The organism is Ramlibacter pallidus (assembly GCF_015070875.1).
Taxonomy (GTDB): Bacteria; Pseudomonadota; Gammaproteobacteria; order Burkholderiales; family Burkholderiaceae_C; genus Ramlibacter; species Ramlibacter pallidus.
This window is the reverse complement of sequence record NZ_JADDIV010000006.1, coordinates 173,347-187,134: the sequence shown is the minus strand read 5'-3', so window position 1 is coordinate 187,134 and position 13,788 is coordinate 173,347. Positions and strand designations below refer to the sequence as shown.

Sequence of the window (13,788 nt, the reverse complement as noted above, 5' to 3'; positions counted from 1 at the left end):
CGGCGTCTTACTTCTTCGCGCTGGCGGCCGGCGCCGGGGCAGCGGCGGCCTTCGCTTCCTTCTTTTCCGCCTTCGCTTCGGCCTTGGCTTCCTTCTTCTCGGCCTTGGCTTCCGCCTTCGTTTCCTTTTTCTCCGCGGCCGCGGCCTTGAAGCTTTCGCCGTTCACCGTCAGGCCTTCGGCCGACAGCTTGGCGGCGCTGGTGTCGCCCAGGCCCTTCACGCGGGAGACCATGTCTTCCCAGCTCTTGAACTTGCCCTTCTTGCGCTCGTCGAGGATGCGCTTGGACATCACGGGGCCGATGCCTTTCAGGCCATCGAGGTCGGCCGCCTTGGCCGTGTTCACGTCGACGGCGGCAAAGGCGGCGGCGGCGTACAGCATGGCCAGGACGGCCAGGATCTTCTTCAGCATGGTGCTCTCCTCGACGAAGGTTGTGGTCAGGCCCTAACGGCCGTGCTCAGGCGGCGGATGACAGGGTGGCCATGTAGCGGGCCACGCCGGTGGCCACATCCGCGAACTCGTGCTCGCAGCCGGCCGCCCGCAGGGCCGTCAGGTCGGCCTGCGTGTAGCACTGGTACTTGCCGCGCAGGGCGTCGGGGAAGGGAACATATTCCAGCAGTCCGAGGTCGACGGCCGTCGGTGCGTCCTGCACGCCGCCGGGATGCAGCGCGTTGACCACGGCGAGCGCGACGTCGTTGAAGGGCTGCGCGCGGCCGGTGCCCAGGTTGAAGATGCCGGACTTCTCCGGGTGGTCGAAGAACCAGAGATTGACCGCCACGACGTCGTCGATGAAGACGAAGTCGCGCGACTGCTCGCCGGGGCCGTAGCCGCCGTATTCGCCGAACAGCTTGACCTTGCCCTGCTCGCGGAACTGGTGGAACTGGTGGAAGGCGACGCTCGCCATGCGGCCCTTGTGCTGTTCGCGCGGGCCGTAGACGTTGAAGTAGCGGAAGCCCGCCACCTGGCGCTTGGTGCGCTTGAAGTCGCGGCCGCAGGCCCGGCGCATGCGCTGGTCGAACAGCAGCTTGCTGTAGCCGTAGACGTTCAGCGGCAGCTCGTATTGCGGGGTCTCCTTGAACGTGTCCGAGCCGCCGTACACCGCCGCCGACGACGCGTACAGCAGCCGCGTGCCGCGTTCCTGGCAGCTTTCGAACAGCGAGCAGGACACGCCGTAGTTGTTGTCCATCATGTACTTGCCGTCCTGCTCCATCGTGTCGCTGCAGGCGCCCTCGTGGAACACGGCTTCGACCTTGCCGAAGCCGCCTTCGGCGAAGACCGAGTAGAACTCGTCGGCGTCGAGGTAGTCGTCGATCTCCAGGTCCCGCAGGTTCACGAACTTGTCGCCCTGGGTCAGGTCGTCGACGGCAATGATGTTGATGATGCCGCGGGCGTTGAGGCCCTTGATGATGTTGGAACCGATGAAGCCGGCGGCGCCGGTGACGACAATGCGAGTCATGCGTACCTTTAGGTTCAGTGCAGACTAACTTGCTGCAGGCAAGTCATGGCTGCGCAAACAACTCCTCGTAGGAAACGGTGGCGGTGCCGAACTTGCCGACCACGATGCCGCCCGCCCGGTTGGCGATCGGCAGCGCCTCGCGCAGGTCGAGGCCGGCGGCGACCATCGCCGCGAGCGTGGCGATCACCGTGTCGCCCGCGCCCGTGACGTCGAACACCTCCCGGGCCTGCGCCTGCACGTGCAGCTCGCCGGCGGCGTCGAACAGCGTCATGCCTTCCTCGCTGCGGGTGACCAGCAGGCCCTGCAGGCCGAGGGAGGCGCGCAGTTCCTGCGCGCGCCGGCGCAGGTCGTCCTCGCCGTTCCAGCGGCCGACGACGTCCTGCAGTTCGGCCCGGTTCGGCGTGATCACCGTGGCGCCGCGATAGCGCGTGTAGTCCGACCCCTTGGGGTCGACCAGCACCGGCTTCCCGGCGGCGCGCGCCTGGGCGATCATCGCAGGGATGTGGGCGAGGCCGCCCTTGCCGTAGTCGGAGAACAGGATCGCATCCTGCTGCGGCAGGAGCTGCGCAAAGGCTTCGTTCTGCATCGCCAGCACCTCGTGGTCCGGCTCGTTCTCGAAATCCATGCGCAGCAACTGCTGCTGGCGCCCGATGACGCGCAGCTTGACGGTGGTGCGCAGGCCCGGGTCGCGCTTGAGCAGCGTGCGGATTCCGGTCTCCTTCAGCAGCGTCTCCAGCCGGTGGCCCGGCTCGTCGTCGCCGACCACGCCGAGGAAGCTGGCCTGTGCGCCGAGGGTGCTGACGTTGTAGGCCACGTTGGCGGCGGCGCCGATGCGTTCTTCCTCGCGCGTGACCTTCACGACGGGGACCGGCGCCTCGGGCGAGATGCGTTCGACGGCGCCGTGCCAGTAGCGGTCCAGCATCGCGTCGCCGACCACCAGCACGCGCGCCTTCGCGAGTTGTTGCTTGCTCGGGTTCATAGTTCTTCCACGCGCCGGGCGGGGTACGAGTCCCAGGCCTGGCAGCCGGGGCATTGCCAGAAGTGCTGCTTGGCCTCGAAGCCGCAGGCGGCGCAGCGGTAGCGGGTGAGGGGCTTCACCGCGTGGTCCAGGGCGCGCTGCACGTCGGGGTGGAACTGCTCGTGCTCCAGCTTCTCGCCGGCGATCCACTTGGCCGCGGCGACCAGGGACGGTTCGCGCTGCAGGTGCCGCACGTACCAGCCGCGGGCGGCGTCCGCGTCGTTCTCCAGCGTCGTGATGCCGTCCAGCACGTCGAGCGACGGGCGCTGCTCGTAGCTGGCCTGCAGCACCTGCATGGCGTCGGCTTGGCGGCCGCACGCGACCGCCGCATCGGTCAGCGGCTTGGCGAGCAGCGGGACGGCCGCGGGGGAGGCCTCGGCCAGCTCCAGCAGCAGTTCGAGCGCGCCACGCGGATCGCCGGCCCGGCGGCGCAGCGCCGCGAGTTCCATGCGCGGGCGGGCGGTCTGCGGCGCGATCTTCAGTGCCTTGTGCAGCAGCTCCTCGGCGCGTTCCGGGGGCGCGCCGGCGGCCTGTTCGCACAGGTAGTGCGCCTGCCGGCCGGCGAACTGCCCCGCGGCGGCGCCGGAGTCGAGCTTGCGCGCGATCTCGCAGGCTTGCACCCAGTCACGGGAGCGCTCGTAGATCGCCAGCAGCGCCAGCAGCGCCTGTTCCTCGAAGGCGGTGCCCTCCAGCTTGCGCAGCGCCTCTTCGGCGCGATCGAGCAGGCCCGCCTTGAGGAAGTCGAGGGCCAGCGCATGCTGCGCGCGGTGCCGGTCGGCCCGGCTCAGGTCGGCGCGGGACAGCAGATGCTCGTGCACGCGCACGGCACGCTCGTACTCGCCGCGGCGGCGGAACAGGTTGCCCAGCGCGAAGTGCAGCTCGGTCGTGTCCGGGTCGTTCTGCACCGCCTCGATGAAGGCATCGATGGCCTGGTCCTGCTGCTCGTTCAGCAGGAAGTTCAGGCCGCGGAAGTAGGCCTTGGGCGCCAGCCGGTTCTCGATGCGCAGCTGGCGGAGGTCGAGCCGGGACGCGAACCAGCCCAGCCCGAAGGCGATGGGCAGGCCCCACAGCAGCCAGGTGAGGTCAAAGTCCATTCTGGGGCGGGGTGCCGCCGATCAGGGTGCTGTTCTCGGCGAGCATCGAGGGCGTCGGCCGCGCGCCCATGGCGCGGCGGTGCCGCCACCAGCGGGGCACCATGGCCAGCGCGCCCAGCACCAGCCCCACGGCGAAGGCCGCGAACACCACCAGCACCAGCGGCGCCGTCCAGGTGGTGCCGAAGAAGAAGTGGACCGCCACGTCCTGCTGGTTGTTCAGCGCAAAGGCGAACAGGCTAAAAAAAATGGCTGCCTTGAGCAGCCATGCAAGATATTTCATTCGGCTCCTCGCTCGTCGCCGGATTCTACGGGGTCACCCCGCTTCCATTTCCTTGGTCCGCTGGTCCACCGCCTCGCGCAGGGCCTTGCCCGGCTTGAAGTGAGGGACGCGCTTCTCGGGAATGGCCACGCTCTCGCCGGACCGCGGGTTGCGCCCCATGCGGGGCGGGCGCCGGTTGATCGAGAAACTGCCGAAGCCGCGGATCTCGATGCGGTGCCCGCGCACCAGGGCGTCGCTCATCGCGTCAAGAATGGTCTTGACGGCGTATTCCGCGTCGCGGTGGGTGAGCTGGCTGAAGCGGGCGGCCAGTTCTTCTACGAGGTCGCTTCGGGTCATGGCGTCTCGGCAAGTTGGGGACAGAGCACGCCCGCGGCAGCGCCGCGCGCGTGATCTGTCCCGCAAGGTTACTTGGACTCCGAGTCGTTCAGCTTGGCGCGCAGCAGCGCGCCCAGGCTGGTCGTGCCTGCGTTCTCGCGCGAGGACTGCTGGCTCAGGTTCGCCATGGCGCCCTGCTCGTCGATCATGTCCTTCTGCTTGATGGACAGCTGGATGTTGCGCGTCTTGCGGTCGATGTTCACGACCACGGCCGTGACTTCGTCGCCTTCCTTCAGCACGTTGCGCGCGTCTTCCACGCGGTCGCGGCTGATCTCGGAGGCACGCAGGTAGCCCAGGATGTCCTGGCCCAGGTCGATCTCGGCGCCCTTCGGGTCGACCGTCTTGACCTTGCCCGTCACCGTGGAGCCCTTGTCGTGCACCGAGGTGAAGGTGGAGAACGGGTCGCCATCGAGCTGCTTGATGCCCAGGGAGATGCGCTCGCGGTCGACGTCGACGCCGAGCACGATCGCCTCGACTTCCTGGCCCTTCTTGTAGTTGCGCACGGCGGCTTCGCCGGCTTCGCTCCAGGACAGGTCGGACAGGTGCACCAGGCCGTCGATGCCGGCGGCCAGGCCGACGAACACGCCGAAGTCGGTGATCGACTTGATCGGGCCCTTCACGCGGTCGCCGCGCTTGGTGTTCTGCGCGAATTCCTGCCACGGGTTGGCCTTGCACTGCTTCATGCCCAGGCTGATGCGGCGCTTGTCTTCGTCGATCTCGAGGACCATGACTTCGACTTCGTCGCCCAGGGAGACGACCTTGGACGGGGCCACGTTCTTGTTGGTCCAGTCCATTTCGGAGACGTGCACCAGGCCTTCGATGCCGGGTTCGAGTTCCACGAACGCGCCGTAGTCGGCGATGTTGGTGATCTTGCCGAACATGCGGGTGCCGTTCGGGTAGCGGCGGGACACGCCCATCCACGGATCGTCGCCCATCTGCTTGAGACCCAGCGAGACGCGGTTCTTCTCCGTGTCGAACTTGAGGATCTTGGCGGTGATTTCCTGGCCGGCGGTGACCACCTCGGACGGGTGGCGGACGCGGCGCCAGGCCATGTCGGTGATGTGCAGCAGGCCGTCGATGCCGCCGAGGTCGACGAACGCGCCGTACTCGGTGATGTTCTTGACGACGCCGCGGACGATGGAGCCTTCCTTCAGGGTTTCCATCAGCTTGGCGCGCTCTTCGCCCATCGACGCCTCGACGACGGCGCGGCGCGACAGCACCACGTTGTTGCGCTTGCGATCGAGCTTGATGACCTTGAACTCGAGGGTCTTGTTCTCGTAGGGCGACAGGTCCTTGATGGGACGCGTGTCGATCAGCGAGCCGGGCAGGAAGGCACGGATGCCGTTCACGAGGACGGTGAGGCCGCCCTTGACCTTGCCGGTGGTGGTGCCGGTGACGAACTCGCCGGATTCGAGCGCCTTCTCCAGGGACATCCAGGAGGCGAGGCGCTTGGCCTTGTCGCGCGACAGGATGGTGTCGCCGTAGCCGTTTTCGATGGCGTCGATGGCAACGGAGACGAAGTCCCCGGCTTGCACTTCGACTTCGCCCTGGTCGTTCTTGAATTCGTCGATCGGAATGTAGGCTTCCGACTTCAGGCCGGCGTTGACGACGACGTGGTTGTGTTCCACGCGCACGACTTCGGCGGTGATGACTTCGCCCGCGCGCATTTCGGCGCGTTGCAGCGATTCCTCGAACAGGGCGGCAAAGGATTCAGACATTGAGGTTTGCGGATTCGCATCCGCGGGGGTTGGGGTTGATGATCCCCGTCACCGGTGCGCTGCTGCGCGGAGGGAGCGGCGGGGGCCTTCTACTTCGTGGAGAAAGGTTGCTTCTCCTCCCACCACCGGAGCACCTGGGCGACCGACTCTTCGACGGTCTGGCCCGAGTTATCCAGCAGCAGGGCATCTTCGGCGGGCTTGAGCGGTGCGACGGCCCGCGACGAATCGCGGTGGTCGCGCGCTTCCAGGTCCGCGCGGAGAGCGGCGAGTGTAGCCGAAATCCCTTTTGAAATCAATTGCTTATGCCTGCGCTCGGCACGCTGGGCGGCGCTGGCCGTCAGGTACACCTTGAGCTGGGCGTCCGGGAAGATCACCGTGCCCATGTCGCGGCCGTCGGCCACCAGCCCGGGCAGGCGGCGGAAGCCCTGCTGCAGGGCCACCAGAGCCGTGCGCACGGCGGGCAGGGCGGAGACGCGGGAGGCGTTCATCCCGGCTTCTTCGGTGCGGATGGCGTCCGTCACGTCCTGGCCGGACAGCAGCACCCGGCCCGCCGTCGAGAAGACGATGTCCAGCGACCCGGCCAGCTTCGCGATCGAGTGCTCGTGCGCTTCGTCCAGCACGAGCCCGGCACGGGTGGCGGCCAGGCCGGTGATCCGGTAGAGCGCCCCGGAGTCCAGGTAGTGGTAGCCCAGCCGGCGGGCGACCTCGGAGGCCAGCGTGCCCTTGCCGGACGCGGTGGGGCCGTCCACGCAGATCACGGGAATGTGCGGCCGGGAGGTCTGGACCACCGAGAACAGCGCCTCGAAGTAATCCGGGAAGGTCTTGCCCACGCACTTCGGGTCTTCGATGCGCAGGTGGGCGCCGGCCGGATTGAAGGCGGCCAGCGCGAAGCACATCGCCATGCGGTGGTCGTCGTAGGTATGGATGCGGGCCGCCGACCACGCCCGTGGCGGACGCACGCGCAGGAAGTCGGCGCCTTCCTCGACGTCCGCCCCCAGCTTGCGCAGCTCGGTGGCCATCGCGGCCAGGCGGTCGGTTTCCTTCACGCGCCAGCTCGCGATGTTGCGCAGCGTGGTCGGGCCGTCGGCGTAGAGCGCCATGACGGCCAGGGTCATCGCGGCGTCGGGGATGTGGTTGCAGTCCAGGTCGACGGCCTTCAGCGGCCAGGCGCCCCGGCGCACTTCGAGCCAGTTGGGGCCGCTGGCCACGTCGGCGCCCATCTGGCGCGCCGCCTCGACGAAGCGGATGTCGCCCTGGATCGAACCGGCACCGACGCCCTCGATGCGCACCGGCTGCCGCACGCCGGCGATGGCGCCCAGCGCCACGAAGTAGCTGGCCGAGGAGGCGTCGGCCTCGACGTGGATCTCGCCGGGCGACCGGTAGCGGCTGCCCGCGGGGATCGTGAAGCGCTGCCAGCCTTCGCGCCGCACGGCGATGCCGAAGCGCTGCAGCATGTTGAGCGTGATCTCGATGTAGGGCCTGGAGATCAGCTCGCCGACGACCTCGATCACGACGTCGCGGCTGGCCACCAGGGGCAGCGCCATCAGGAGCGCGGTCAGGAACTGGCTGGAGACGTCGCCGCGGACCGCGATGGGTGCGTCCAGTTGCAATGCCGTCGCTGGGTGGATCCTCAGCGGCGGAAAGCCCTCGTTGCCGAGGTAGTCGATCCGGCAACCGAGCTGGCGCAGCGCATCGACCAGGTCGCCGATGGGCCGCTCGTGCATGCGGGGCACGCCGGAGAGCTCGTAGGTGCCGCCGAGAAGGGCGAGGGCGGCTGTGAGGGGCCGCATGGCGGTGCCGGCGTTGCCGAGGAAAAGTTTCCTTGCTCCCTCCCCCTCCGGGGGAGGGTTGGGGTGGGGGCGCCCCCCGTCGACGTCGGAGCGCCCCCCTCCCAGCCTCCCCCCAGAAGGGGGAGGAGCCATGCCGGTGATCGCGATCGACCCGCCCTGTTCCTCGACCGAGCACCCCAGCGCCCGCAAGGCGTCGAGCATCACCCGCGTGTCGTCGGAATCCAGCAGGTCGTGGACGACCGTCGTGCCGCCGCTCAGCGCCGCCAGCAGCAGCACGCGGTTGGAGATGCTCTTGGAGCCGGGGAGGACGACCGTGCCCCCAGCCTCCTCGAGCGGCGCGAGGTCCAGGAAGTCGGTGGAGAACACGGGCCTACTTCGGCTTCTGGCCCATGCGCCAGTGCGCGCGGCTCTCGCTGGCCAGGGTGATCATGGCCTCAAGCTTCTCGCCGTCGCCCTGCTCGGCCGCGATCAGCATGTTGTGCAGGCTGCGCGAGAACATCTTGGCCTGCTCCACCAGCTCGTGCCGGTTGGCCAGCAGCACGTCGCGCCACATCTTGGGGTCGCTGGCGGCGATGCGCGTCGAGTCGCGGAAGCCGGGCCCCGCGAGGCCCAGGAACTCCTTGCCCTGGGGCTGGTTGTTGATGGCATGCACCAGCGCGAAGGCCAGCAGGTGGGGCAGGTGGCTGACGGCCGCGAAGGCCGCGTCGTGCGCCTCGGGCGCCATCTGCTGCACGTGGCAGCCGATCGCCTCCCACAGGTCGGTCGCCTTCTTCAGGTGGCCGACCTGGGTCTTCTCGATCGGCGTCAGGATGACCTGCTTGCCCGTATAGAGGTCGGCGTCGGCGTGTTCCACGCCCGAGACCTCCTTGCCGGCGATCGGGTGCGCCGGCACGAAGCAGCCCACGTTGTCGCGCAGCACCTTGCGCGCCGCGTCGACGACGTCGCGCTTGGTCGAACCCACGTCCATCACCAGCATGTTGCTGGTGATGAGGTGGCGGATCGCCTTGAAGGTGGCTTCCGAGGCCGAGACCGGCACCGCCAGCAGCACCAGGTCGGCGCCCGACACGGCCAGCAGCGCGGACGGCGCCTCGACGTCGATCACGCCCATCTGGCGCGCGCGCTCGGTCGTCGATGGCGACTTGGAGTACCCCACCACCCGCTTCACGAGGCCGGCGCGCTTCATGGCCAGGGCGAACGAGCCGCCCATCAGGCCGCACCCGATCAATCCCAGTTGCTCGAACATCGCAGCCATCAGTGACCGCCGCCGGGCCGCCCCAAGGCGGGAAGGCCCCCTTGGGGGGCAGCGCCGAAGACGAAGTCGGCAAGCGTGGGGGTCAACATTTCATTCGCCGAGGGGATAGGTGCCGAGCACCTTGTAGAAAGCACAGAGGGACTGCAGGTCCTTGAGCGCCGCCGCCACGTGCGGCTGCGAGGGATGGCCCTGCAGGTCGATGTAGAAATAGTATTCCCACTGGCCCGATCGCGCAGGGCGCGACTCGAAGCGCGTCATGGAAACGCCGTGGTGCTTCAGCGGCACGAGGATGTCGTGCACCGCGCCGGGGCGGTTGGGCACCGAGACGATCAGGCTGACGCAGTCCTTGCCGGAAGCCTCGGGCGCCGCCAGGGTCTGCGGCAGGCACACCACGGCGAAGCGGGTGCGGTTGAAGGCGTCGTCCTGGATCGCATGCGCGGCGATGTGCAGGCCGAACTCGGTGGCGGCACGGTCGCTGGCGATGCCGGCCCAGGCCGGGTTGCCGGCCGCCAGCCGGGCGCCTTCCGCGTTGGACGAAACGGCACGCCGCTCGACGTCGGGCAGGTGGTTGTTGAGCCAGCCCTGGCACTGGGCCAGCGCCTGGGGGTGGGCCAGCACGGCCTGGACGCCCTCCAGCGAATTCGACTGCCGCAGCAGGTTGTGGCGCACCAGCAGGCTGGTCTCGCCCACGATGTGCAGCGGCGAGCCCAGGAACAGGTCCAGCGAACGCGCGACGACGCCTTCGGTGGAGTTCTCGACCGGCACCACGCCGTACTCGGCGGTCCCCGCGGCCGTAGCCCGAAAGACCTCGTCGATGCTGACGCAGGGCACGTGCTCGATGCTGCTGCCGAAGAACTGCAGGGCGGCCGCCTCGCTGAAGGTGCCGGCCGGGCCGAGGTAGGCCACGCGCTGCGGCGCCTCCAGCGCGCGGCAGGCCGACATGATCTCGCGCCAGATGTGGGCGACGTTGCGGTCCTTCAGCGGGCCGGGGTTGGCCGACTGCAGGCCGTTGATGACCTGGGCCTCGCGTTCCGGCCGGAACACGGGCGAGCCCTCGGCGCGCTTGATCTCGCCGACTTCGTTGGCGAGGGCGGCGCGGCGGTTGAGCAGCGCCAGCAGTTCGCGGTCGACCTGGTCGATGCCGGCGCGGAGTTCGGAGAGGGTCTTGGGCATCAGGTGGAGGGCGTCTCGCTGCCGGCGGTGTCTTCACCCTCGGCTGCGCCGGCGTCATTCTCCACGATGCGCTGCAGTCCGCTCAACTTCGAGCCTTCGTCCAGGCCGATCAGCGTCACGCCCTGCGTCGCGCGGCCCAGTTCGCGGATCTCGCTGACGCGGGTGCGCACCAGCACGCCGCGGTCGGTGATCAGCATGATCTCGTCGTCCGCGTGCACCAGCGTGGCGGCGACGACCTTGCCGTTGCGCTCGCTCTGCTGGATCGCGATCATCCCCTTGGTGCCGCGGCCATGGCGCGTGTACTCGCCGATGGGCGTGCGCTTGCCGTAGCCGTTCTCGGTGGCGGTCAGCACGCTCTGCGTCTCGTCCTCGGCCACCAGCATCGCGATGACGCTCTGGCCGGCATCCAGCGCCATCCCGCGCACGCCGCGCGAGACGCGGCCGAGCGGGCGCACGTCCTCCTCGTGGAAGCGCACGGCCTTGCCGCCGTCGGAGAACAGCATCACGTCGTGCTTGCCGTCGGTGAGGGCCGCGCCGATCAGGAAGTCGCCGTCGTCGAGGTTGGCGGCGATGATGCCGCCCTTGCGCGGGTTGTTGAACTCGTCGAGCGCCGTCTTCTTCACGGTGCCCATCGACGTCGCCATGAAGACGTAGTGGTCGGCGGGGAAGCTGCGGAACTCGCCCGTCAGCGGCAGCACCACGCTGATCTTCTCGCCTTCGGCCAGCGGGAACATGTTGACGATCGGGCGGCCGCGGGAGCCGCGGGAGCCGGCCGGCACCTCCCACACCTTCAGCCAGTAGAGGCGGCCGCGGTTGGAGAAGCACAGCAGGTAGTCGTGCGTGTTGGCGATGAAGAGCTGGTCGATCCAGTCGTCTTCCTTGGTCTGGGTGGCCTGCTTGCCGCGGCCGCCCCGCTTCTGGGCGCGGTATTCGGACAGCGGCTGGCTCTTGATGTAGCCCAGGTGCGAGAGCGTCACCACCATGTCGGTGGGCGTGATCAGGTCCTCGGTGGCGAGGTCCTGCGCGTTGTGCTCGATGGTGGAGCGGCGCGCGCCCAGCTTGGTCTGGCCGAACTCGGTGCGCAGCGCGGTGAGTTCCTCTGTGATGATGGTCGACACGCGGGCGGGCCGCGCCAGGATGTCCAGCAGGTCGTCGATCTCGGCCATCACGTCGCGGTACTCGGCGACGATCTTGTCCTGCTCCAGGCCCGTCAGGCGCTGCAGGCGCATCTGCAGGATCTCGCCGGCCTGGGTGTCCGACAGGCGATAGAGGCCGTCGGCATGCAGGCCGTACTGGCGCTCCAGGCCCTCCGGCCGGTAGTCGTCGGCGTTGATGACGCTGCCGTCCTCCTTGGCCCGCGTGAGCATCTCGCGCACCAGGCTCGAATCCCAGCCGCGCGCCATCAGCTCGGTCTTGGCGACCGGCGGGGTGGGCGACTCGCGGATGATGCGGATGAACTCGTCGATGTTGGCCAGCGCCACGGCCAGGCCTTCCAGCACGTGGCCGCGCTCGCGGGCCTTGCGCAGGTTGAACACCGTCCTGCGCGTGACGACCTCGCGGCGGTGCTGCAGGAAGACCTGGATCAGGTCCTTCAGGTTGCACAGCTTCGGCTGGCCGTCGATCAGGGCGACCATGTTGATGCCGAAGGTGTCCTGCAACTGCGTCTGCTTGTACAGGTTGTTCAGCACGACCTCGGGCACCTCGCCGCGCTTGAGCTCGATCACCAGGCGCATGCCGGACTTGTCGCTCTCGTCCTGGATGTGGCTGATGCCTTCGATCTTCTTCTCGTGCACGAGCTCGGCCATCCGCTCCTGCAGGGTCTTCTTGTTCACCTGGTAGGGCAGCTCGTCGACGATGATCGCCGTGCGCTGGCCGCGGTCGATGTCCTCGAAGTGGCACTTGGCGCGCATCACGACGCGGCCGCGCCCGGTGCGGTAGCCTTCCTTCACGCCCGAGATGCCGTAGATGATGCCGGCGGTGGGGAAGTCGGGCGCCGGCACGATCTCCATCAGCTCGTCGATGGTCGCTTCCGGGTTCTTCAGCAGGTGCAGGCAGGCGTCGACCACCTCGTTCAGGTTGTGCGGCGGGATGTTGGTGGCCATGCCCACCGCGATGCCGCCCGAGCCGTTGACCAGCAGGTTGGGCAGCTTGGACGGCAGGACCAGCGGTTCCTTCTCGCTGCCGTCGTAGTTGGGCCCGAAATCGACGGTTTCCTTGTCGATGTCCGCCAGCATCTCGTGGGCGATCTTGGCCAGGCGGATCTCGGTGTAGCGCATCGCCGCGGCGTTGTCGCCGTCGACCGAGCCGAAGTTGCCCTGGCCGTCGACCAGCATGTGGCGCATGGAGAAGTCCTGCGCCAGCCGCACGATGGTGTCGTACACCGACTGGTCGCCGTGCGGGTGATACTTGCCGATGACGTCGCCGACGATACGGGCCGACTTCTTGTACGGCCGGTTCCAGTCGTTGTTGAGCTCGTGCATCGCGAACAGCACGCGGCGGTGGACGGGCTTGAGGCCGTCGCGCGCGTCCGGCAGCGCGCGCCCCACGATCACGCTCATGGCGTAATCGAGGTAGCTGCGCCGCATCTCCTCCTCGAGGCTGACCGGCAGGGTTTCTTTGGCGAAGGAAGTCATGGGGTCCGTCTGCGAGGCGCGAAACCGCTGATTTTACGTTTTTGTCGCCATGTCGCGACAGAGCAACGGAAGGCGGAATTGCGGTTTCGTCCTACGAACCTCCTCCGGCACATCCGTTGATTGTGTAAGTGCCTATGGCACAATGCCCCGGACGTAACTGGTGAATTGGTCACTAAGGACGTAGTTTTGGCGCAGCGCAGCTGCGGAACTTTTCCCCAAGAGGAGAACCATGAAGAAACTGAACAAAGTGGCGCTGATGTTTGCCTCGACTGCGCTGCTCGCCGGCTGCGGCACCATGTCCCCCACCGGCGTCGCCTCCCCGGGCCGCGTCGTGGCCGCCAACGGTGGCACCGTCGTCGACAACTGGCAGAACGGCACCGGCGAGTACGTGTGGCGCAACGGCACCAACGAACTCTGCTGGCGTGATGCCAACTGGACGCCGGCCACCGCCGCCGTCGGCTGCGATGGCGCCCTTGTTCGCGCTGCCGCTGCCCCGGCCCCGGCCGCCGCCCCGGCACCCGCCGTCCGCCCGGCACCCGCCCCGGCCCCGGCCCCGGCGCCCGCCCCGCAAGCGGCCGCCAGCAAGGTGACCTACGCCGCCGATGCCTTCTTCGACTTCGACAAGGCCGTCCTCAAGCCCGAAGGCCGCGCGAAGCTGGACGACCTGGTCTCCAAGATCCAGGGCATCAACCTCGAAGTGATCATCGCCGTCGGCCACACCGACAGCGTGGGCACCGACGCCTACAACCAGCGCCTGTCCGTGCGCCGCGCCGAAGCCGTGAAGGCCTACCTGGTCTCCAAGGGCATCGAGCGCAACCGCGTGTACACCGAAGGCAAGGGCGAGAAGCAGCCCGTCGCCGACAACCGCACCTCCGAAGGCCGCGCGAAGAACCGCCGCGTGGAAATCGAAGTGGTCGGCACGCGCTCCAGCCGCTGATCCACAGCCACGAGAAATCGTGCACGAAAGGCCCCGCCCGGCGGGGCCTTTTTTCATTTGCACA

The 13,788-nt window shown here is 68.2% G+C and carries 12 protein-coding genes; 1 reads left to right on the top strand and 11 read right to left on the bottom strand.

Annotation, left to right across the window (positions count from 1 at the left end):
* Positions 1-7: 7 nt before the first annotated feature.
* The 11 genes from IM787_RS20420 to gyrA all read right to left on the bottom strand — a co-directional run bounded on the left by IM787_RS20420 (position 8) and on the right by gyrA (position 12,787).
* A complete protein-coding gene (locus IM787_RS20420; protein WP_193678566.1) occupies positions 8-409 on the bottom strand; it encodes a ComEA family DNA-binding protein in 402 nt (133 codons plus the stop codon).
* A 46-nt stretch (positions 410-455) separates the two neighbouring features.
* Positions 456-1,454: an ADP-glyceromanno-heptose 6-epimerase gene (gene rfaD / locus IM787_RS20415; protein ID WP_193678565.1), complete on the bottom strand. Its 999-nt coding sequence runs from the start codon at positions 1,452-1,454 to the stop codon at positions 456-458.
* A 43-nt stretch (positions 1,455-1,497) separates the two neighbouring features.
* The gene (rfaE1, locus tag IM787_RS20410; protein ID WP_193678564.1) at positions 1,498-2,433 is read right to left on the bottom strand and encodes a D-glycero-beta-D-manno-heptose-7-phosphate kinase; all 936 of its coding nucleotides are present in this window, start codon (positions 2,431-2,433) and stop codon (positions 1,498-1,500) included.
* Complete coding sequence (gene lapB, locus IM787_RS20405) at positions 2,430-3,566, bottom strand: lipopolysaccharide assembly protein LapB (RefSeq protein WP_193678563.1); 1,137 nt, start codon at positions 3,564-3,566, stop codon at positions 2,430-2,432. Before lapB ends, rfaE1 begins: the two co-directional genes overlap by 4 nt.
* Entirely contained in the window at positions 3,556-3,846 is a 291-nt protein-coding gene (locus IM787_RS20400; RefSeq protein WP_193678562.1) for a LapA family protein, read from the bottom strand. Before IM787_RS20400 ends, lapB begins: the two co-directional genes overlap by 11 nt.
* Before the next feature lie 33 nt (positions 3,847-3,879).
* On the bottom strand, positions 3,880-4,182 hold the full coding sequence (locus tag IM787_RS20395; RefSeq protein WP_193678561.1) for an integration host factor subunit beta: 303 nt from the start codon (positions 4,180-4,182) through the stop codon (positions 3,880-3,882).
* Between the two features lie 68 nt (positions 4,183-4,250).
* Complete coding sequence (rpsA, locus tag IM787_RS20390; RefSeq protein WP_193678560.1) at positions 4,251-5,939, bottom strand: 30S ribosomal protein S1; 1,689 nt, start codon at positions 5,937-5,939, stop codon at positions 4,251-4,253.
* 89 nt (positions 5,940-6,028) lie between these two features.
* A complete protein-coding gene (locus IM787_RS20385) occupies positions 6,029-8,095 on the bottom strand; it encodes a bifunctional 3-phosphoshikimate 1-carboxyvinyltransferase/cytidylate kinase (protein ID WP_193678559.1) in 2,067 nt (688 codons plus the stop codon).
* 4 nt (positions 8,096-8,099) lie between these two features.
* Positions 8,100-8,972, bottom strand: coding sequence for a prephenate dehydrogenase (locus IM787_RS20380; RefSeq protein ID WP_193678755.1), 873 nt, complete (start codon positions 8,970-8,972; stop codon positions 8,100-8,102).
* Between the two features lie 99 nt (positions 8,973-9,071).
* Positions 9,072-10,154: a prephenate dehydratase gene (pheA, locus tag IM787_RS20375; RefSeq protein ID WP_193678558.1), complete on the bottom strand. Its 1,083-nt coding sequence runs from the start codon at positions 10,152-10,154 to the stop codon at positions 9,072-9,074.
* Positions 10,154-12,787 (bottom strand): DNA gyrase subunit A, encoded by a 2,634-nt coding sequence (gene gyrA / locus IM787_RS20370; protein WP_193678557.1) that lies wholly within the window; start codon positions 12,785-12,787, stop codon positions 10,154-10,156. The genes pheA and gyrA overlap by 1 nt, the downstream gene beginning before the upstream one ends.
* Before the next feature lie 229 nt (positions 12,788-13,016).
* On the opposite strand from gyrA, the gene ompA reads away from it, so the two are divergent.
* Positions 13,017-13,724, top strand: coding sequence for an outer membrane protein OmpA (gene ompA, locus IM787_RS20365; protein WP_193678556.1), 708 nt, complete (start codon positions 13,017-13,019; stop codon positions 13,722-13,724).
* Positions 13,725-13,788 lie beyond the last annotated feature (64 nt).